The organism is Vagococcus sp. CY53-2 (genome assembly GCF_022604695.1).
Classification (GTDB): Bacteria; Bacillota; Bacilli; order Lactobacillales; family Vagococcaceae; genus Vagococcus.
Window position 1 is genome coordinate 23,564 of the sequence record NZ_JALAHP010000004.1, and the last position, 19,765, is coordinate 43,328.

The window sequence follows — 19,765 nt, forward strand, 5'->3', positions numbered from 1 at the left end:
AAAATGTTTAAAGTATGCATAGTCGGTCATGGGAATTTCCCGTCAGGTATTTGTTCAGCTTTAAAATTATTATCAGGAAGTAATGAACAGTTACACTATTTTGATTTAGATCACAATTTAACTCATGGAGAGTACGAACAACAATTAACAGCCTTTTTAACAGAAAATGACAATGTCTTGATTTTTGCTGATATGACAGGGGGCGCGCCTCATCAAATCGCAACACGTTTGTTATTAGAACTAGGCAAAAAAAATCAATTTATCTTATCTAGTGTGTCCTTAAATCTAATTTTAGATTTATATATGAAAAACAGCATGGGTATTTTAACGACAGATAATGTTTCTGTTGAGCTGTCAAATAGTATGGCTGAAAGCAAAGAAATGTTGATGGTAATGCCTGATATTTCTGAAGAAAAAGTGGAAGATGTATCGGTTACTGAAGAAGAAGGTATCTAAAATATGAAAACATTCGGGATTATCTTACTCATACTGCTTGTCATACTTTATGTTGTTGTTTTACCCCTTGCAAAGAAAAAATATCAACAAAAGCAATTAGTTGATATGCAATCTTTTTTAAATGAATTATCAGTTGGTGACCAAGTCATGATGAATAGTGGGATTATTGGAAAAATTAGTCGAATTGACGAACATATTGTTCATCTAAAAATAGCTAAAGATACCATTATTCGAGTGGATAAACACTCACTCATTGGTCGATACAACGAAGAAAAATAATCAAGTAAAGAAGTCACGATAACTCTATTATATAGATGAACGTGGCTTCTTTTTGTTAGAGGAGACGAGAGAATGAAGAGGACATTTTTTGATAAACAAGAGGCAAATATCATGTTGATGCATACGAATAGTCAGTTATTACTAGAAAACAAATTTCAATTTATTCACCCATATGATATGGAACCATGCCGTGACATTATTGCGTTTGTTGATGGCATTGACTGGACACATGTCCCATTTGAAGATGAAGAGTGGAATTATATGCTTAATCGTCAAGAATATTTACTAGATTTGTGTCTAAGTTTTGATATCACAAGGGACAGTATTTATTTACAAAAAGGGAAAAATTTATTGCTAGATTGGATTACTCAAAATCAAACGTCCGAAAATTGGCGAACCATTGATACAGGAATTCGTTTGATGTATTGGGAGATTATGATTCGCTATTTGGACCAAGAATTGTTACTCAGTGTACCTGATAATGAAAAAATAAAACAGAGTATCTATCAACAATTAAACTATTTGGATGATGACTATATCGAGAAGTATGATTTGAGTAATTGGGGGATATTGATTGTTGCTGGATTTTTTATCATTTCTCATCGTGCGAGTGACATGTGTGAGTCAAGTGTGTACCGACGCATGCTTAGTCGTTTAACACATCAATTACACCTACAAATCCAACCATCTGGTAATCACTGGGAACAGTCGCCATTATATTTTATGGAAGTGCTACGAAGTATTGTGTGTATCCACCAAAGTGATGTACTAAAAGATTATCCCGTACAAATATTATTAGAAGAAAAGATTTTGTCTATGTATCATTTTATGCCACATTTTGTGACACCAGAAGGGACGACTATTCTACAAGGGGACACAGATGAGATGAGAATAGATGATGTGATGCAAACTTTATCGCTACTCTACCAACAATCTTTGCCGCCGCTTTTTGCCAATCATGTAACGGTTGATTATTTACTTCTTTACTTTAGTCACCGTGAGATAGATTATTCAACATGGGAAAAAAATATAATTCAGTGTGTAGATGAGGAATTTCCTAAGACAATGACGGATGATTTTACAGGGAATTATTATTACCACAATGATTGGGATTCTATGTCATCGTACGCCCATTTATACAATGGCCCATTAGGGAGCGGGCATGGGCATCTTAGTTTATGCCACATTGATGTCACACTTGGTGGTGATAATATCTTGGTAGATAGCGGACGTTTAACTTACGTCGAGTCACCGCTTAGATATTTATTAAAAGAAGCACCGCAACACAATACCGTTGTGATAAATAGTCATCCATTTGGTGAGGTCGTGGATTCATGGGGATTTGAAGCTGTTCCAACAAGTTTATCTAACCGTGTCTATGAAGATGATCGTTTTTGGTCCGTAAGAAGTGCGTACATCGACACTCAAGTTAATGGAGATTTTAAAGTCGTGCGGACAGTATTATATATAAAAGAATTAGATAGTTTTATCATTTTAGATCAGGTTGTTGATATAGGAGATAATGCATTTTCTAATATGACGCGCTATTTTAATTTAAATCCAAAGATAAAAGCACGACAAGAACAGGATCATGTTAGCTTGGATATAAAAAATAAGCGATATTATGCCTATTTCAGTGAAGAATCAATACATGTAGAAGAAAGTTTTTTTGCCCCAACATACAATGATTTAGTTGTTAATGAAAAAATTATGGCAACAAGTAGTCAACCAACTCAATATACTGTTCTGACTAAATACAGTAATGTTGTAGTCAAAGAAACCACAGTACAAAAAACTGATAATAAGTTATGCTCAGAGGAAAAATGTTACGGAATGGCAATCACAATAGATGGACAAGAGTGGTTGATTTATTCGATGATTGAAGATACTTATTCAGGCCACAAATTATATAAAATAGATGGACATCCAGTCTATGGACAATTCGGTGTTGTGAAAATAGATAGAAACAATGAAGAGAATTATATGAGATTGTTTTAAAAATGAAGTCACCACTTTACTATGCTTTAAGCCGTAAAGTGGTGGTTTTTAGTATTGTTTTTTTGAAATAGATAGCCCGTAATCAAATAAATACATGGGTATTAACACAATGAAGACACTGATAAGAGTAGTAAGTAAACGGTAAGGTACGATTAATAGGTTGACAGAGGTAGAGTTCAAGGTACTTAATAATAAGATTTGTGGATTAGTAAAAAAATTGGCGATGGCATAATTTCTTGGTATGAAAAATACAACACCAATATTTAGTAACACAACCGATAAATAGATAATGATTTTTGGTAAATATAAGTTAATTAAAATAACACCTAGTACTAAACCGACAATACTACCAATTAATCTTTGGTGAGAACAGATTTTGATATCACCCATGTTTTCTCCACCTAAAATAGCGACAGAAGTAATTAAAATCCAATAGCCGTTTTGCTCATTATACAGAGTTGAAAGGTAAGCTGAATAGAAAATGATAGAAGAAAATTGCAATGCTTTTAATATAATATCAGGGTCTTTATAGATCATAATATAATACTTGTCTTGTACACTCAGTTTATTATTAGTTTTTAATTGTTGGTTGAATGGTAATTTTAATAATAACGAAATAATGATACCAGAAATAATAGCTCCTAAAATACCGTATCATAAATAATGACTTGTTTGTAATACATTATGAGTATTCTTTAAGTTAGTTCCTGTAGCAAATAACATTAAAATAAAAAAGTAATCAGGTTTTGGAACATTAAATAATTTCGTTGTAATGAAACAGATAAAAGAGATATTGCTTATTAAGAAGGGAATCATTTCCGTTTTATAACTAGATAGTATGCCTAGTGTAAATGCTAAGTACAAGCTAACACCGTGTCCTAATATATAAATAAAATTTTGTTTAACCAATGTATATTGAAAATACAAATAAGAGAAGGCCCCTATAATGCCAATTGTCGCAATCAAAGTATTATCTAATACGATAGCAAATAAAAGTGTGATAAACATGGCCAATCCAGCTCCTAAAAGACGGAGAAAGGAATCATTTGTTTTTCTTGTGGTAAATAGATGTTTAAAGTACGTCATTAAAACACTCCTTTTCATGGTTATATTATAGCAGAATAACCAGTTTTATCCCCTATTTAGAGTAAATAAGTCTGTTTTAAATCCATGTCACCCTTGACATTTAATAACAAATAATTGATAATATAAGTGGTTACTACCAGTTGGTATTAAAAGTGGTATTAGGAGAAGAATATGAAAAATAAGAAGCAACCATTATATGGTCAACTAGTTGATGAATTAAAAGAATCTATTGAAAAAGAACATCAAGCGCATGATTTATTACCATCAGAAAGAGAGTTAGCAGAGATTCACGGTGTTAGTCGAACAACCGTTAGATTAGCTTTACAAGAATTGGAAAATTTAGGGTTTATCTATAAAAAACATGGCAAAGGAACGTTTGTTTCTGGTGTATCAGATAGCATTTTAAACCTAACAGGAGCCTACAGTTTTACAGAACAAATGAAGTCTTTAGGAAAAGAACCCTCAACAAAAATTTTAGAATTTTTAGTTGTTGAAAGTAATAACTATTTAAGTGAACAACTGGGAGTACATAAGGGAAGTCAGTTAATTAAAATTAAACGATTAAGATTAGCCGATAGGGAGCCAATGATGTTAGAAAGAACGTATTTACCATACAAACGTTTTGAAGGGTTAACAAGTGAGATGTTGGAAGAAAAGCCAATGTATGATGTGTTTTATGACACATATAATCAACGAATAAAATACGCGGAAGAAGAATTTTATGCCAGCATTGTGAGTGATAAAGATGCCGAATACATTGAAGTCCCAATAGGTTCAGCTGCTTTAAACTTAGTCAGAAAAACAGTGAATCAAGAAAATGAAATCATTGAATACACATTAAGTGTGGCAAGAGCCGATCAATTTAGATACAAAGTATTACACCATAAAAATTAAATGAGAAGGAGTGCTTTACATGTTAGATTGGACTAACCAACAGTTAGAAGAGATAGGTGCAGTGATTACAACAAATGAAATTAAGCAACAACCAGAATTATGGAATGAAACACTTGAAATTTTTAATTCTCATAAAGAAAGTTTAGAGGCTTTTTTAGAAGGGTTTAAAAAAGAAACAACTGAAAAAATTCGTGTGATTTTTACGGGAGCAGGAACGTCTGCATACGTGGGAGATCTTGTTAAACCCCATTTAACACGTTATGGGAATACATCTGATTTTATTTTTGAAGCTATCCCAACAACTGATATCGTGTCAGCGCCTTTAAATTATTTTAAAGAAGATTCTCCAACGTTACTTGTGTCTTTTGCAAGAAGTGGGAATAGTCCTGAAAGTGTCGCGACGATAGATTTAGCCAATCAAGTTGTAAAAAATGTGAAGCATTTGATTATTAGTTGTGCTCCTGAGGGAAAACTTGCAGTTAATGCTAAAGATGATAAAAATTCTTTTGTTATGTTAATGCCAACTCGTTCGAATGATCAAGGGTTTGCTATGACAGGAAGTTTTTCTTGTATGACCTTGGCTGCTTTATTAATCTTTGATTTGGTTCACACTGATCACGAAACGATTGTATCGACGATAGTAAATATGGGAGAACAAGTAGTCACGATGGAAGATACGCTGTCTAATATTGTAGCGCAAGATTTCAATCGAGTTGTTTATTTAGGATCTGAGAGTCTATCAGGCTTAACAAGAGAAGCTCAGTTGAAATTACTAGAATTAACAGCAGGAAAAATCGCAACAGTATTTGATTCTTCATTAGGGTTTAGACATGGCCCTAAATCATTTGTGGATGATAAAACAGTATTATTTGGGTTCATTAGCAATGACACATACACTAGTCAGTATGATGTGGATATTTTGGAAGAAATTAATGGAAACGCTATAGCAGTCGAAACAATTGCTTTATCACAAAATAAAACACAATATAGCGGAAAAAATATATCGCTCACAAATGATTATCAATTGGCAGACGGATTTTTAGCGTTGCCTTTAGTGATGATTGCACAAATCATTGCCTTATTAACATCAGTGAAAGTTAAGAATAAACCAGACACACCATCACCCACAGGAACAGTTAATCGCGTTGTTCAAGGTGTTACGATTCATCCATTTAACTAATACGAAAGAGGGATTATTATCATGAAAAAAATCAGTGAAAACAAATTAGCGCGTATGACTCATTTATCGACAAAAGACGGCATCATCGCGGCTCTTGCTATTGACCAACGTGGGGCATTGAAACGTATGTTGTCAGAACAAGGATTTAATGGAGATGTTAAATCGGCGATTGTCGAGTTTAAAGAACTTATTTCTGAATATTTAACCCCTTACTCCTCTTCGATTTTATTAGATCCAGAATACGGTTTGCCTGCTTCAAAAGTAAAAGTAGATGATGCAGGATTGTTATTAGCTTATGAAAAAACAGGATATGATGCGACTGAACCAGGACGTTTCCCTGATTTATTACCTGAATGGTCAGCGCTACGATTGAAAGAAGCTGGAGCTGATGCGGTGAAATTCTTGCTTTATTATGATGTGGATGAGTCTGATGAGATTAATGAGCGTAAACAAGCATTTGTGGAACGTATCGGGTCAGAATGCGTGGCTGAAGATATGCCGTTTTATCTTGAATTATTAACTTATGATGCTCTAATAGATGATGCAAAAGGAAAAGATTACGCAAAAGTTAAACCGCATAAAGTCAATGAGATGATGAAAGAATTCTCACAAAATCGTTATCAAGTGGATGTATTAAAAGTAGAAGTGCCAGTGAACATGAATTATGTGGAAGGATTCGCTAAAGAGGCAACTGATGTAGTATATACAAAAGAAGAAGCGTTAAACTATTTCAAAGAACAAAGTGACAGCACACACTTGCCGTTTATCTTTTTAAGTGCAGGCGTGAGTGCGAAATTATTCCAAGACACGTTGTATTTTGCAAAAGAGGCAGAGTCAACATTTAATGGGGTTCTGTGTGGCCGTGCAACATGGAAAGACAGTGTCGAAGTATTTGTCAAAGAAGGAAAAAAAGCCGCTATTGAGTGGTTAAACACACAAGGTAAACAAAATATGGATGAGCTAAATGATGCTCTAAATGCGACAGCTTCATCTTGGCATAATAAATTATCATAGTGGGTGAAAAAATGATTGTATCAGTTACGATGAACCCATCAGTCGACATTTCGTATCCATTAAGTACATTGATAATTGACGATGTCAATCGTTGTGATCAGGTAAAAAAACAGCGGGTGGTAAAGGATTAAAGGTGACACGAGTGATTCATCAAATGGAAGAAGAAGTTATTAGTACTGGACTGTTAGGTGGTGTGTGAGGTGATTTTATTCGAGAGAAACTCTCCAAGGAAGGGATTAAGCATGATTTTTCCAATATACAAGGTGACACACGAAATTGTATTGCAATATGGCATGATAACCATAAACAAACAGAAATGTTGGATTTTGGTCCGATTATCACTGAATAAGACCTTGTCGCGTTTGAAACCATTTTTTAAACTTAACTAAGACATGTTGTGACATTATCAGGAAGCTTACCAAAAGGTGTGTCAGAATATTACTATTCACAATTGTTGGATGCTATTATCTGACAGTCAAATAAAAGTAATCTTAGACACGTCAGGAGATAGTATTTAACAAGGAAATATAAACCTCATGCCATCAAATCTCATAATGATGAATTACAGGCTTTAATTGGAGAAAAAGTAACAGAAGATTATGCCAATGTACCAGGTTAAGGCATCCCTTATTTAAGGCTGTGATGTTAATCACTTTGTCACTAGGTAAAAGTGGGGCGTTTGTGAAATACGAAGACTCATTTTACCGAGTTAAAATTCCTAACAAATCCGGCAGGAAGTGGCGATTTAAATTTATCGGGGCTTACGATTGGGTTAGCTAAATAGTTATCCATAGAAGACATTTTAAAGTATGAAATGACTTTATGAATGTTGACTGCAATGGAGGAAACGACAGGTTATGTTGATGAGACCCAATTTAATCAAGTTTATGATAATATTTTTATCGATAAATAATAATAAAGACGATAAGGTTTGTTAAAACAAAATTTATTGTCTTTTTAAACGTTTATGAAAATAAAGTAAAAAGGAAAAGTTAGGTGTTTTTTTGATATAATGTTTGTATGACACATAACTATATAAATCATAGATATAGTGTTAAGGTGAAATAAGTATCTAACTAGGAGGATGTCTATATGACAGAGTTAAAACGATTACAAAATGGTTCTGATATTCGAGGTATAGCAATTTCTGCTGAGGGGTTTGAAGCTAATTTAGAAGCAAAGCAAGCAAAACAAATTGCTAAAGGAATAGTTGTTTGGTTAAGAACAGAGAAAAAAGTGACACATTCACCTATTAGGATTGCTATCGGACAAGATAGCCGTTTGTCTGGAGACTTGATAAAAGAGGGACTGATTCAGTCGTTATTAACAGAAGATGTTCATGTGATAGATACAGGATTATCAACAACTCCAGCTATGTTTATGGCTACGCAATTTGACTCATTCAATGCAGACGCTGGTATCATGATCACAGCAAGTCACTTGCCTTTTTATTATAATGGGATTAAATTATTTACCAAAGATGGTGGAGCAGAGCATGAAGATATCGCGTTCATTTTAGAACATGCTCTCGCACATATGGAAGACAATGAGATAAAAGGAACACTTGAAAAACGAGAAGTGATATCAGCGTATGCAAATGATTTAGTAGAGAAAATACAAAAAGAAACTGGAAGCAAAGAGCCGCTTAAAGGATTTCGCATTGTCTTAGATGCTGGAAATGGGGCGGGAGGTTTTTTTGCTGAAAAAGTATTAGAAGTATTAGGAGCAGACACAACAGGTAGTCAATTTTTAAATCCTGATGGTCATTTTCCTAATCATATCCCAAATCCAGATAACAAAGAAGCTATGGAGAGTATTAAACAAGCTGTTTTAAATCAACAAGCTGATTTAGGTGTGATTTTTGATACGGATGTTGATAGAGCAGCTGTAGTGGACAAAACAGGTGAAGTGATTAATCGTAATAATTTAATAGCGGTATTATCTCATATTGTGTTAGAAGAGTCTCCTGGGGCAACAATTGTAACGAATTCACCGACGTCTAGCCACTTAAAAGATTTTATTGAAAGTTTAGATGGAAAACAAGTTCGTTACTTATGTGGGTATCGTAATGTTATTAATAAAGGAATTGAATTAAATAATCAAGGAATCAATGTACCGCTATCTATTGAAACAAGTGGCCATGCTGCGTTTAAAGAAAATTATTTCTTAGATGATGGAGCTTATGTTGTAGCAAAAATCTTGATGTTATTACCAAAATTAAAAGAAAACAATCAAGAATTGAGTAACCTGATTGCCAACTTAAAACAACCTGAAGAAACAACTGAAATTCGATTTAAAATTAGCGGTGAAGATTACCGAATATCAGGAGAATCGGTTATTGCTGCGATGCATGATTTGGTGTCAGAAACGCAAGGTTTTAGTATTGATATGGATAATGAAGAAGGAATTCGCGTCAATGTGAGTGGAAAATTTGGTCTAGGATGGTTTTTATTACGTATGAGTTTACATGAACCATTATTAGTTCTTCAAGTTGAAAATGATGAAGTTGGAAAAAATCAATTAGTATTAGAAAAATTGTCTTCATTCTTCTCACAATATGATTTTTTAAATACAGATAAATTAACAAATAAATTGAAGGTATAGGCTTAATTGAAAATAACCTTTAAATAAAGATTGATGACTTAAATTTTATCTAGTAAGATTAGTATTGTAACTGGGTTAAGTTATCTTAGTATGAGATTTTTATAAAAATATTTGAACTGTTATTTGGAAAAACTAATCATCAAGGAGGATAAAGGTGAATAAGCAAACACGTCAAGCCGTTTTAAAAAAAATTATCTCCGAACATAACATAGAAAAACAATCAGATTTAATTAATTTATTGAAACAACACGATGTAAATGCTACGCAATCAACGATATCTAGAGATATGAGAGAGTTAAATATAATAAAAAGTCATAATACCAATGGCAGTTCTTACTATCGTCTGCTAAACAACTCGGTTCTGACTTCTAAGAAATTAACCAATGAGGAACGTTTGATTAGCGCCGTTTCTGAAACAGGTGTCTCGCTAAATCAGATTGAATTTACAAATGTCTTAACAGTTTTACCTGGTAATGGACAACTAATTGGTGTGCTGATCGATAGTGTTAGACAATCATTTGATGAAATTGTGGGATGTATTGCAGGAGATGATACGATTTTGATTTTATCGAAGTCCCCAGAAGATGCAGCAGTTGTAAATGAATATTTTGAACGCTTCCTTTTTCCAGCATAGTATTTTTAATAATTAAGCGTCAATTGATAAAAGATTCACATATTTTTTAAAATAAGCTGATGTTATGTTACTTTTAAATAATATCGGCTTATTTATTTTACTATAACTATATTAACGACATATATATAGATTAACAATTTATGTAAATGTATTAATGAAAAAAGTGTTGTATAAAATTAAAAAAACAAGCGCTTACATTTTTTGATATTTTTTATGAATAAAAAAAATAAATATGGGTAAATATTTATCTATAATGGGAAGTTAGTGGTGTTTAATAGGTTTTTGTGTATTTTATATCCAGTGATTGACATAATGATGCATACTTCGCATTTATAATTCTAACTTCAAGATTGTTCAAAAATAAACTATTTGTTAATCTATGAATGTAAACAACGTAAGGAGGTTTTTGACATGGAAAGTCCAATCAAAGTTTTTTCAGAAATCGGTAAATTGAAAACGGTTTTGGTGCATCGACCAGGTGGAGAATTAGAAAATTTAATGCCTGATTATTTAGAAAGGTTATTATTTGATGATATTCCTTATTTGGAACAAGCACAAAAAGAACATGATGCATTTACTGACTTGTTAAGATCCAAAGACGTGGAGGTAGTTTATTTAGAAGATTTAGCGGCGGAGGCGTTGATTAATGATGAAGTTAAAATGAAATTTGTTGATCAATACCTAGAAGAAGCAGACATTAAGAGCACAACTGCTAAAGAAAAAGCAAAAGAAATTCTATTATCATTACCAACTAATCGCGATTTAATTGACAAAGCAATGGCAGGTATGCAAAAAGTTGAGTTGCCAGATTTTGAAATGAATAACTTAACAGACATGGTTGAATCATCTTATCCATTTGTTATTGATCCAATGCCTAACTTGTATTTCACTCGTGATCCATTTGCTACTATTGGTAACGGAGTATCAATTAACCATATGTATGCAGAAACACGGAATCGCGAAACAATATTCGCTCAGTATATATTTGATTATCATCCAAGATTTGCAGGAAAAAATGTTCCTCGAGTATACAATAGAACAGAAACAACTCGTATCGAGGGTGGAGATGAATTAGTTTTAAGTAAAGATGTGTTAGCGATAGGTATTTCTCAAAGAACAGATGCAGCGTCTATCCAAAAAATGGCAAAAAATATTTTTGATGAAAATATTGGATTCAAACATATTTTAGCGTTTAATATCGGTGAGTATCGTAAATTTATGCATTTAGATACAGTGTTTACAATGGTTGATTATGATAAATTTTCAATTCACCCAGAAATTGAGGGGGAATTGACAGTTTACTCTATTTCACAAGATGATAATGGTGAAATGCAAATAGTTAAAGAAGAAGATACATTAGAAAATATTTTATGTAAATATTTAGGATTAGGGAAAGTACATTTAATCCGTTGTGGTGGCGGTAACTTAACTGCTGCTGCTAGAGAACAGTGGAATGATGGTTCGAACACATTAGCTATCGCACCAGGTGAAGTAGTTGTTTATGATAGAAACCTAATTACAAATAAATTATTAGAAGAAGCAGGCGTTAAGTTGAATTATGTACCAGGAAGTGAATTAGTCCGTGGTCGTGGTGGCCCAAGATGTATGAGCATGCCATTAGAAAGAGAAGAAATTTAAAAAAATTAAATTAAAGGGGAGAACTAAAATGACATCATCAGTATTTCAAGGACGTAGCTTATTAGCTGAAAAGGACTTTACGAAAGCAGAATTAGAATATCTAATTGACTTTGGAATTCATTTAAAAGATTTGAAAAAACGTAATATCCCTCATCATTACTTAGAAGGAAAAAATATTGCATTATTATTTGAAAAAACTTCAACAAGAACTAGATCGGCGTTTACAACAGCTGCAATTGATTTAGGGGCTCATCCTGAGTATTTAGGAAAAAATGATATTCAATTAGGTAAAAAAGAATCAGTTGAAGATACGGCAATTGTTTTAGGAAGCATGTTCGATGGAATCGAATTTCGTGGTTTTAGCCAAGAAGTAGTAGAAGGACTAGCTAAATATTCTGGTGTCCCAGTATGGAACGGTTTAACAGATGAATGGCATCCTACACAAATGATCGCAGATTTTATGACAATAAAAGAAAATTTCGGTCGTTTAGAAGGTATAACATTAGTATATGTTGGAGACGGACGTAACAACATGGCAAACAGTTTATTAGTAACTGGAGCTATCTTAGGTGTTAACGTAAGAATCTGTGCACCAGAATCATTATTCCCAGCTGATGATGTGGTAAACTATGCAACGAAATTTGCTGAAAAATCAGGAAGTCAATTAATGATTACTGATGACGTAGATAAAGCAGTAAAAGATGCGAATGTTTTATACACAGACGTATGGGTATCTATGGGTGAAGAAGATAAGTTTGAAGAACGTGTTAACTTATTAACTCCATACCAAATTAATATGGATATGGTAAATAAAACAGGTAATACAGATGGTGAATTAATTGTTCTTCATTGTTTACCAGCATTCCATGACACAGAAACTGAATATGGACAGATGGTTGCAGAAAAATTTGGAATCTCTGAGATGGAGATTACTGACGAAGTATTCAGAAGTAAATATGGACGTCAATTTGAAGAAGCAGAAAATAGAATGCATTCAATTAAAGCTATTATGGCTGCTACTCTAGGTAATCTATTCATACCACGAGTATAAAAAACGTTTAAGCAGCATGTTTTACATGCTGCTTTTTTTAAAAGTAAATTTAATTGATGGAGAGGAGTTTTTCTTTATGGAACAAAAAATCGTTGTAGCTTTAGGAGGCAATGCGATTCTATCCGATGATGCTAGTGCACAAGCACAACAACAAGCATTGATTCAAACATCAAAATACCTAGTAGCTTTAGTTAAGCAAGGTTTTAAATTAATTATCTCACATGGTAATGGTCCACAAGTAGGAAATCTGTTATTACAACAACAAGCAGCAGATTCACCAAGTAATCCTGCATTACCACTTGATACATGTGTGGCAATGACTCAAGGAAGTATTGGATATTGGTTGTCAAATGCTATGGCAAATGAATTAAGAGATGCAAATATTCAAAAAGATGTGGCAGCATTATTAACTCAAGTTGTTGTAGATGAAAATGATCCAGCATTTAAAAACCCAACAAAACCAATTGGCCCCTTCTTAACAGAAGAACAAGCAAAAGAAGAAGAGGAAAAAACTGGTTCAGTATTCAAAGAAGATGCTGGTAGAGGTTGGCGTAAAGTGGTTGCTAGTCCGAAACCTATTGATATTTGTGAAGCAGACTCAATCAACACTTTAGTAAATAATGATGTTATCACAATTTCTTGTGGTGGTGGAGGAATTCCAGTTGTTGGAAGCAACTTAAAAGGAGTTGAAGCAGTTATCGATAAAGATTTTGCATCAGAAAAATTAGCACATCTTGTCGAAGCTGACATGTTTGTTATTTTGACAGGTGTCGATAATGTTTATATTAACTATGGTAAAGAAAATGAAGAAAAATTAACGAATGTCACTGTTGCTGATTTAGAAAAATACAAATTAGAAGGTCATTTTGCACCGGGTAGTATGTTACCAAAAATTGAAGCGGCTATTCAATTTGCAAAAAATAATCCAGGTAAACAAGCAGTGATTACCTCATTAGAATGCTTAGGCGAGTTTAATGGATCAAATTCTGTCGGAACAATCGTTACACTATAATATTTGTAAAGGTTGGTTAGATGAGTGTAGAAAAAGAAATTAGTACGCAATATAGAGAATTTCAATACTTATCAGCACAAGATATAACGAAATTAAATGATGTCTGTTTAGTTCGCCATTATAAAAAAGGACAAGTTTTATTTTATCCAGGCGATGAACGTAATCATGTTTTCTTCTTAAAATCAGGTGTTATACGGTTAGAAAAAATAGATAACACAGATTCTTTTTCTTGTTTAGATTTTGTGAAGCCTAAAACCATAATCCCTAAGATTGGTTTATTTAGCGATGCAAAATATTTTTTGTCCTGTGTCGCCTATTCAGATATTGATATTGTCTTGATTCCAACTAAAACTTATGAAGAGATTATTGGGAAAAATAGTTCGCAACTTATCCAATTAGTAAATGATCAATCAGAAATTATGAAACTTCAAATAATTAAGGTACAAAAAAGTAACATGAGTAATTCGTATTACAGAGTAGTTACTACACTGGCTATTATTTTTAAAAATTTAGGTGAGGTTCAGTACCCTATAAAAATAGTGACTGTTCCTTATCCTATTACAATTAGTGATATAGCAAAGTCAAGTGGAACGACCAGAGAAACAGCCAGTGGTGTCATTAAACAATTGATAAAAGAAAAAAAAATAAAATATAACAGAAAGTATTTTAGTTTCTTAGATATTGATTTCTTCAAAAAGATTCTAACCGATTAATAATAATTTATGGAGAGGAGAGGTATAACAACGACAAGCTGTTATACATAAAAAGACATGGCTGAGACAAAACAGAAAAAGCAAAAAAAACAACTAACTTCATTTAGTATTTTGTTTATTATTATCATTGTATTAGGTATTATCACAAAGTTATTAAATGGCCAAACATTTACGCCACAAATGATTGATGGCGGAAAAGAAATGATTGATCATGTTGTTGGGGCAACAGTGTCAGATGTTGTCATGGCACCATTTAATGGATTTAAAGAAGCAATTGACATTTGCGTGTTTATTTTAGTATTGGGTGGTTTTTTAAATATTGTAACATCAACAGGGGCTCTTGAAGCCGGAATTCAAAATGTTGTAAAAAAATTAAAAGGTAATGAAATCGTTATTATTGTTATTTTGATGATATTATTCTCAATCGGTGGATCAACTTATGGTATGAGTGAAGAAACGATTCCATTTTATGCTTTGCTTGGAGCAACGATGGTTGCTTCGGGGTTTGACTCCATTGTGACAGTAGGAACGATTCTTTTAGGATCTGGCTCAGGAGTAATTGGATCAACTGTCAACCCATTCTCAACCGGTACAGCGATGGATGCGTTAAAAGGGATAGGCATTCAACCGAATGTCGGTGTTATCCTAGGCGTGGGTACTGTTTTGTGGATTACAACTACTGCGTTTTCTATCTATATTGTGACTGGTTATGCGAAAAAAGTAAAAGCAGATAAAGGTTCTTCCATTTTATCTCTTCAAGAACGAGAAGAAATGGAAGAAACTTATGGTCAAAAAGGAACTACTGAATTAGAATTTACCAAAAAACATAAAACTGTTTTGATGTTATTTGCTGTAACGTTTGTTGTCATGATTGTATCATTAATTCCTTGGCAAGACTTTGGTATTAAGATTTTTGATGGTTGGACAGCGGTTCTTACAGGTAATAGTTTTGGTGAATGGTACTTTGGTGATTTGGCAATGTGGTTCTTTATTATGGCAGTCATCATTGCTGTTGTTAATAAAATTCCAGAAAAAGATATTGTTAACGAATTTGTTGCAGGGTGTGCAGACATGTTATCTGTTGTATTAATCATCGTTGTTGCTCGTGGAGCGTCAGTATTGATGTCTACTACCCACCTAGATTTATTAATTTTAGACCGTGCGGCAAATATGTTAAAAGATTTATCTCCAGTATTATTTGTCATTGGGGCATTTGTATTGTACTTATTCTTGTCATTCCTTATTCCATCTACCTCAGGATTAGCGTATGTATCAATTCCAGTTATGGGAGCGTTAGCTAAAGAAGTTGGATTAAGCCCAGATGTTATGGTAATGATTTTTGCTTCAGGGTGTGGGTTGGTTAACTTAATCACACCAACATCAGGTGTTGTTATGGGAGGATTGGAAATCTCTAAAGTTAATTATGCAACTTGGGTGAAATTTATAACAAAACCATTGATAATTATGACGATTATAAATCTAATTATTTTAATTGGGGCAATGCTTATTTTTAGTTAGATTTTTATGATAATTCTTGATACAATGAACACAGTAGGAATGATGTTCATTAATAACTATAAATGATAATAAAATAAGTTTTAGTCAATCGAATCGTAGACTGTTTTTAAGGATACTATATTGAATAAAAAACTTGATTTATGAATATTTATGACGTCTCCTATTAAGATATTAACTTAATAGGAGACGTTTTTTTATTAAAACGAGGGGGTTTATTTATGGATTTTAAAGAAATGATTGCTAAAGATTTAGCAGCAGTACTAGGTGAGCAATTGAGTTATGAGGAAATCTTAAACCTAATTGAAAAACCTAAAATGAGTAGCCATGGGGATTATTCTTTCCCAGTGTTTTCTTTATCTAAAATTCAAAGGAAAGCACCAAATGTCATTGCAGAAGAATTATCAAAAGAAATTGACACAAAAAATTACGAACAAATTACTCCAATGGGAGGGTATATCAACTTCTTCCTTAAAAAATCAGAAGTGAGTAACGCAGTGTTAAATGAAGTAGTATCTGAAAAAAATCATTATGGTGATTCAACTTTGGGTCAAGAGAAAAATGTTGTCATTGATATGTCTTCACCAAATATTGCGAAACCAATGTCAATGGGGCATTTACGTTCAACAGTTATTGGAAATTCATTAGCCGAATTAGCTGACAAAGTGGGTTATACACCTGTTAAAATCAATCACGTTGGTGACTGGGGAACACAATTTGGTAAATTAATTGTGGCTTATAAAAAATGGGGAGACGAAGCAAAAGTCAAAGAAAACCCAATTAGTGAGTTACTTGCTTTATATGTTCATTTCCATGAAGAAGCCGAAAAATACCCTGAACTTGATGACCAAGCACGTGAATGGTTTAAAAAGCTAGAAGATGGTGATACTGAAGCTATCGAATTATGGACATGGTTCCGTGAAGAATCACTAAAAGAATTCCAAAAAGTATATGATATGTTAGGGATTGAGTTTGATTCATATAATGGTGAAGCCTTCTACAATGATAAAATGCAACCAGTTATAGATAGGTTACTTGAGAAAGAATTATTAGTTTCTGATGATGGTGCAGATATTGTAAATCTTGAAAAATATGACTTGAATCCAGCGTTGATTAGAAAATCAGACGGCGCAACACTTTATATTACACGTGATTTAGCGGCAGCTATGTATCGTAAAGAAAATTATGATTTCGACGAATCAATTTATGTTGTAGGAAACGAGCAATCTATTCATTTTAAACAATTAAAAGCTGTGCTAAAAGAGATGGGTTACGAGTGGTCAGATGACATTAAACATATTCCATTTGGCTTGATTACATCAAATGGTAAAAAGTTATCGACACGTAAAGGAAATGTTATTCTGTTGGAAGAAGTGTTGAATGAAGCCATTAATGCAACACAAAACATTATCAATGAAAAGAATCCAACATTAGAAAACAAAGAAGAAGTAGCACATCAAGTGGGTGTTGGGGCAGTTGTGTTCCATGACCTTAAAAATGATCGTCTAAATAATTTTGACTTCAACCTAGACCATATTATCCAGTTTGAGGGAGAAACAGGACCATACGTCCAGTATACTCGTTCAAGATGTGAAAGTATTTTAAGAAAAGCCGACTGGATCGCTCCAACTAGTGAGGCAAATTACTCACTATCAGATGATGAATCATGGGAAGTTGTGAAAGCTTTATATAATTTCCCAAATAAAGTACAAGAAGCTTATCGTAAATATGAGCCTTCTGTAGTGGCTAAATACGTGATCGATTTAGCTCAAAAATTTAATAAGTATTATTCAAAAACAAAAATCTTAGAAGATAACAGTCAAAAAGATGCACGCCTTGCTTTAGTCTATTCAGTATCCGTTGTACTTAAAGAAGGATTGCGTTTACTTGGTATTCAATCACCAGATAACATGTAATAAAAAAGAAGAGGGAAACCTCTTCTTTTTTATGGATTTTTTTGACGGTTTTTGATTGATTTTGACAGTTTTTGATTGTATAATACAGGTATGGAGTGAGAGTTATGTTGACTGAAGAAAGACAAGAAAAAATTTTAGATGAATTAAAAGCAAAAAAGGTCATAAAAGTTCGAGAATTAATTGAAGAACTTGGGGTGTCTGAATCCACAATTCGTCGAGATTTACAGGAATTAGAGGCAGAAGGTTGGCTAATCCGAATTCACGGTGGGGCAAAGTTAACATTTCGTTTAGAACCAGAATTAACGATGAAGGAAAAATCTTTCAGAAACGTTCAAAAGAAACAAGAAATTGTTCAGTATGCGGCATCATTAATAAAAGAAGGCGATGTTGTTTATATTGATGCTGGCACGACAACCTTGGAATTATTATCACTTATAAAAGTAAAAAATGTGTCAATCGTAACAAATTCCGTGCATCATGCGTGCGTTTCGACTGATTTAGGTTTCGACACGATTATAATCGGTGGAAATATTAGAAAGAACACAACAGCATCAGTGAGTCAGCTTGGTGGCGAGCAATTGAAACGGTATTTTTTTGATAAGGCTTTCATGGGTGCGAATGGCGTTCACCCAGTTTATGGATTAACGACAGCTGACCCAGAAGAAGCCATGATGAAACGAACAGCGATTCATCAAGCACAACAAGTTTATTTTTTAGTTGATGATACAAAGTTTGATAAGCTAAATTTTTCTCAAATCGAGTCAATTGATACAGGGATTATCATAACGAATCAGTTAACAAAGAAACAACGCTCACGGTATCAAGGGGTTGCAACAATAAAGGAGGTAATAAAATGATTTATGCATTAACATTAAATCCAGCTATTGACTATGTGATTAGCGTACCAGGATTTGAAGAAGGTAAGTTGAATAAAACGACGAAAGAGTACAAATTTCCAGGTGGTAAAGGAATTAATGTCTCAAGAGTATTGTCACAACTAGGTGTCCAATCTCAAAATCTTGGTTTTATTGGTGGGTTTACAGGTAAATTTATTGAAGAGCAGTTAATCAATCATGGTCTGCAAAATAACTTTATCCATGTATCAGGTGACACACGAATTAACATCAAATTAAAAGGTGAAGAAGAGACTGAGATTAATGGTTTAGGACCTTCTATTAAACAAGAAGATTTAGATGATTTGAATGTCCAAATCAGTAGTTTAACACCAGAAGATTGGTTGATTTTATCAGGCAGCTTACCAATGGGCGTGCCAAAAGATATTTATGTCACATTATCAAAAATGGCACATGAACAAAATGTTCCATTTGTAGTAGATATTAGTGATGCTAGTCTGTTCGATGTATTACAGTACAAACCATCATTAATTAAGCCAAACGAACATGAATTAGCCGATTTATACAATGTTGAGTTTAAAACATTTGAAGACATGTTGCCTTACGGGGAAAAATTAGTTCAACAAGGTGCTAGAAATGTGATTATCTCAATGGGTGCCAATGGAGCTGTCTTATTTAATGGAACAGGTATTTATCGTGCCAAAGGATTAACAGGAACATTAGTTAATTCAGTAGGATCAGGAGATTCTGTTGTTGCAGGGTTTGTTAGTCAGCTAAGTCAAGGTAGTGATGCTGTAGAGGCATTTAAAACAGGGATTGCGTGTGGAAGCGCGACAGCATTTAGTGCCGATTTAGCGACAGCTGAAGAAATTAAACACCAGTTATCACGTGTTGAAATTGACGTTTTAAAAGAATACTAGG

The 19,765-nt window shown here is 33.4% G+C and carries 18 protein-coding genes; 16 read left to right on the forward strand and 2 right to left on the reverse strand.

The annotated features are described in order from the left end of the window. The first annotated feature begins 3 nt into the window (after window positions 1–3). The 3 genes from MN581_RS07420 to MN581_RS07430 all read left to right on the forward strand — a co-directional run bounded on the left by MN581_RS07420 (window position 4) and on the right by MN581_RS07430 (window position 2,733). Complete coding sequence (locus MN581_RS07420) at window positions 4–456, forward strand: PTS sugar transporter (protein WP_117973657.1); 453 nt, start codon at window positions 4–6, stop codon at window positions 454–456. A gap of 3 nt (window positions 457–459) precedes the next feature. Further along, window positions 460–735, forward strand: a complete 276-nt coding sequence (gene yajC / locus MN581_RS07425) for a preprotein translocase subunit YajC (protein ID WP_117973655.1) — start codon at window positions 460–462, stop codon at window positions 733–735. A 72-nt stretch (window positions 736–807) separates the two neighbouring features. Beyond that, window positions 808–2,733: a heparinase II/III family protein gene (locus MN581_RS07430; RefSeq protein WP_241699534.1), complete on the forward strand. Its 1,926-nt coding sequence runs from the start codon at window positions 808–810 to the stop codon at window positions 2,731–2,733. A gap of 48 nt (window positions 2,734–2,781) precedes the next feature. Here the strand turns inward: MN581_RS07430 and MN581_RS07435 are convergent, their stop codons facing one another. Together MN581_RS07435 and MN581_RS07440 are read right to left on the reverse strand one after the other, a co-directional pair. Then, window positions 2,782–3,270, reverse strand: coding sequence for an FUSC family protein (locus MN581_RS07435; protein WP_241699535.1), 489 nt, complete (start codon window positions 3,268–3,270; stop codon window positions 2,782–2,784). A gap of 117 nt (window positions 3,271–3,387) precedes the next feature. After that, entirely contained in the window at window positions 3,388–3,819 is a 432-nt protein-coding gene (locus MN581_RS07440) for a hypothetical protein (protein ID WP_117973649.1), read from the reverse strand. Window positions 3,820–3,990: 171 nt separating this feature from the next. On the opposite strand from MN581_RS07440, the gene MN581_RS07445 reads away from it, so the two are divergent. The 13 genes from MN581_RS07445 to pfkB all read left to right on the forward strand — a co-directional run bounded on the left by MN581_RS07445 (window position 3,991) and on the right by pfkB (window position 19,764). Then, a complete protein-coding gene (locus tag MN581_RS07445) occupies window positions 3,991–4,713 on the forward strand; it encodes a GntR family transcriptional regulator (RefSeq protein WP_117973647.1) in 723 nt (240 codons plus the stop codon). Between the two features lie 19 nt (window positions 4,714–4,732). Further along, entirely contained in the window at window positions 4,733–5,893 is a 1,161-nt protein-coding gene (locus MN581_RS07450) for an SIS domain-containing protein (protein ID WP_241699536.1), read from the forward strand. Window positions 5,894–5,914: 21 nt separating this feature from the next. Continuing rightward, window positions 5,915–6,907, forward strand: a complete 993-nt coding sequence (gene lacD / locus MN581_RS07455; RefSeq protein ID WP_241699537.1) for a tagatose-bisphosphate aldolase — start codon at window positions 5,915–5,917, stop codon at window positions 6,905–6,907. A 1,092-nt stretch (window positions 6,908–7,999) separates the two neighbouring features. Continuing rightward, a complete protein-coding gene (locus MN581_RS07460) occupies window positions 8,000–9,511 on the forward strand; it encodes a phosphomannomutase/phosphoglucomutase (protein WP_241699538.1) in 1,512 nt (503 codons plus the stop codon). Window positions 9,512–9,665: 154 nt separating this feature from the next. After that, window positions 9,666–10,145, forward strand: a complete 480-nt coding sequence (locus tag MN581_RS10165; RefSeq protein ID WP_117973639.1) for an ArgR family transcriptional regulator — start codon at window positions 9,666–9,668, stop codon at window positions 10,143–10,145. Between the two features lie 411 nt (window positions 10,146–10,556). Continuing rightward, on the forward strand, window positions 10,557–11,783 hold the full coding sequence (gene arcA / locus MN581_RS07470; protein WP_117973637.1) for an arginine deiminase: 1,227 nt from the start codon (window positions 10,557–10,559) through the stop codon (window positions 11,781–11,783). Between the two features lie 28 nt (window positions 11,784–11,811). After that, entirely contained in the window at window positions 11,812–12,834 is a 1,023-nt protein-coding gene (argF, locus tag MN581_RS07475; RefSeq protein ID WP_117973635.1) for an ornithine carbamoyltransferase, read from the forward strand. Window positions 12,835–12,910: 76 nt separating this feature from the next. Further along, window positions 12,911–13,846 (forward strand): carbamate kinase, encoded by a 936-nt coding sequence (gene arcC / locus MN581_RS07480; RefSeq protein WP_117973633.1) that lies wholly within the window; start codon window positions 12,911–12,913, stop codon window positions 13,844–13,846. 20 nt (window positions 13,847–13,866) lie between these two features. After that, window positions 13,867–14,559 carry a Crp/Fnr family transcriptional regulator gene (locus MN581_RS07485; RefSeq protein WP_117973631.1) on the forward strand — a complete coding sequence of 231 codons (693 nt, stop codon included), beginning with the start codon at window positions 13,867–13,869 and terminating at the stop codon, window positions 14,557–14,559. Window positions 14,560–14,616: 57 nt separating this feature from the next. Continuing rightward, entirely contained in the window at window positions 14,617–16,077 is a 1,461-nt protein-coding gene (locus MN581_RS07490) for a YfcC family protein (RefSeq protein WP_117973629.1), read from the forward strand. Between the two features lie 218 nt (window positions 16,078–16,295). Beyond that, complete coding sequence (gene argS, locus MN581_RS07495) at window positions 16,296–17,990, forward strand: arginine--tRNA ligase (RefSeq protein WP_117973627.1); 1,695 nt, start codon at window positions 16,296–16,298, stop codon at window positions 17,988–17,990. 104 nt (window positions 17,991–18,094) lie between these two features. Continuing rightward, complete coding sequence (locus MN581_RS07500) at window positions 18,095–18,847, forward strand: DeoR/GlpR family DNA-binding transcription regulator (protein ID WP_117973625.1); 753 nt, start codon at window positions 18,095–18,097, stop codon at window positions 18,845–18,847. Continuing rightward, the gene (gene pfkB, locus MN581_RS07505) at window positions 18,844–19,764 is read left to right on the forward strand and encodes a 1-phosphofructokinase (RefSeq protein ID WP_117973623.1); all 921 of its coding nucleotides are present in this window, start codon (window positions 18,844–18,846) and stop codon (window positions 19,762–19,764) included. The genes MN581_RS07500 and pfkB overlap by 4 nt, the downstream gene beginning before the upstream one ends. The last annotated feature ends 1 nt before the right edge of the window (window position 19,765 follow it).

What these genes read in the sequence shown, in the direction of transcription:
- arcC (WP_117973633.1), top strand. Translation starts at nt 12,911, where the DNA reads ATGGAACAAAAAATCGTTGTAGCTTTAGGAGGCAATGCGATTCTATCC.
- MN581_RS07430 (WP_241699534.1), top strand. Translation starts at nt 808, where the DNA reads ATGAAGAGGACATTTTTTGATAAACAAGAGGCAAATATCATGTTGATG.
- argS (WP_117973627.1), top strand. Translation starts at nt 16,296, where the DNA reads ATGGATTTTAAAGAAATGATTGCTAAAGATTTAGCAGCAGTACTAGGT.
- MN581_RS07435 (WP_241699535.1), bottom strand. Translation starts at nt 3,270, where the DNA reads ATGATCTATAAAGACCCTGATATTATATTAAAAGCATTGCAATTTTCT.
- arcA (WP_117973637.1), top strand. Translation starts at nt 10,557, where the DNA reads ATGGAAAGTCCAATCAAAGTTTTTTCAGAAATCGGTAAATTGAAAACG.
- MN581_RS07445 (WP_117973647.1), top strand. Translation starts at nt 3,991, where the DNA reads ATGAAAAATAAGAAGCAACCATTATATGGTCAACTAGTTGATGAATTA.
- MN581_RS07420 (WP_117973657.1), top strand. Translation starts at nt 4, where the DNA reads ATGTTTAAAGTATGCATAGTCGGTCATGGGAATTTCCCGTCAGGTATT.
- MN581_RS07440 (WP_117973649.1), bottom strand. Translation starts at nt 3,819, where the DNA reads ATGACGTACTTTAAACATCTATTTACCACAAGAAAAACAAATGATTCC.
- yajC (WP_117973655.1), top strand. Translation starts at nt 460, where the DNA reads ATGAAAACATTCGGGATTATCTTACTCATACTGCTTGTCATACTTTAT.
- MN581_RS07485 (WP_117973631.1), top strand. Translation starts at nt 13,867, where the DNA reads ATGAGTGTAGAAAAAGAAATTAGTACGCAATATAGAGAATTTCAATAC.
- lacD (WP_241699537.1), top strand. Translation starts at nt 5,915, where the DNA reads ATGAAAAAAATCAGTGAAAACAAATTAGCGCGTATGACTCATTTATCG.
- MN581_RS07450 (WP_241699536.1), top strand. Translation starts at nt 4,733, where the DNA reads ATGTTAGATTGGACTAACCAACAGTTAGAAGAGATAGGTGCAGTGATT.
- argF (WP_117973635.1), top strand. Translation starts at nt 11,812, where the DNA reads ATGACATCATCAGTATTTCAAGGACGTAGCTTATTAGCTGAAAAGGAC.
- pfkB (WP_117973623.1), top strand. Translation starts at nt 18,844, where the DNA reads ATGATTTATGCATTAACATTAAATCCAGCTATTGACTATGTGATTAGC.
- MN581_RS07490 (WP_117973629.1), top strand. Translation starts at nt 14,617, where the DNA reads ATGGCTGAGACAAAACAGAAAAAGCAAAAAAAACAACTAACTTCATTT.
- MN581_RS07460 (WP_241699538.1), top strand. Translation starts at nt 8,000, where the DNA reads ATGACAGAGTTAAAACGATTACAAAATGGTTCTGATATTCGAGGTATA.
- MN581_RS07500 (WP_117973625.1), top strand. Translation starts at nt 18,095, where the DNA reads ATGTTGACTGAAGAAAGACAAGAAAAAATTTTAGATGAATTAAAAGCA.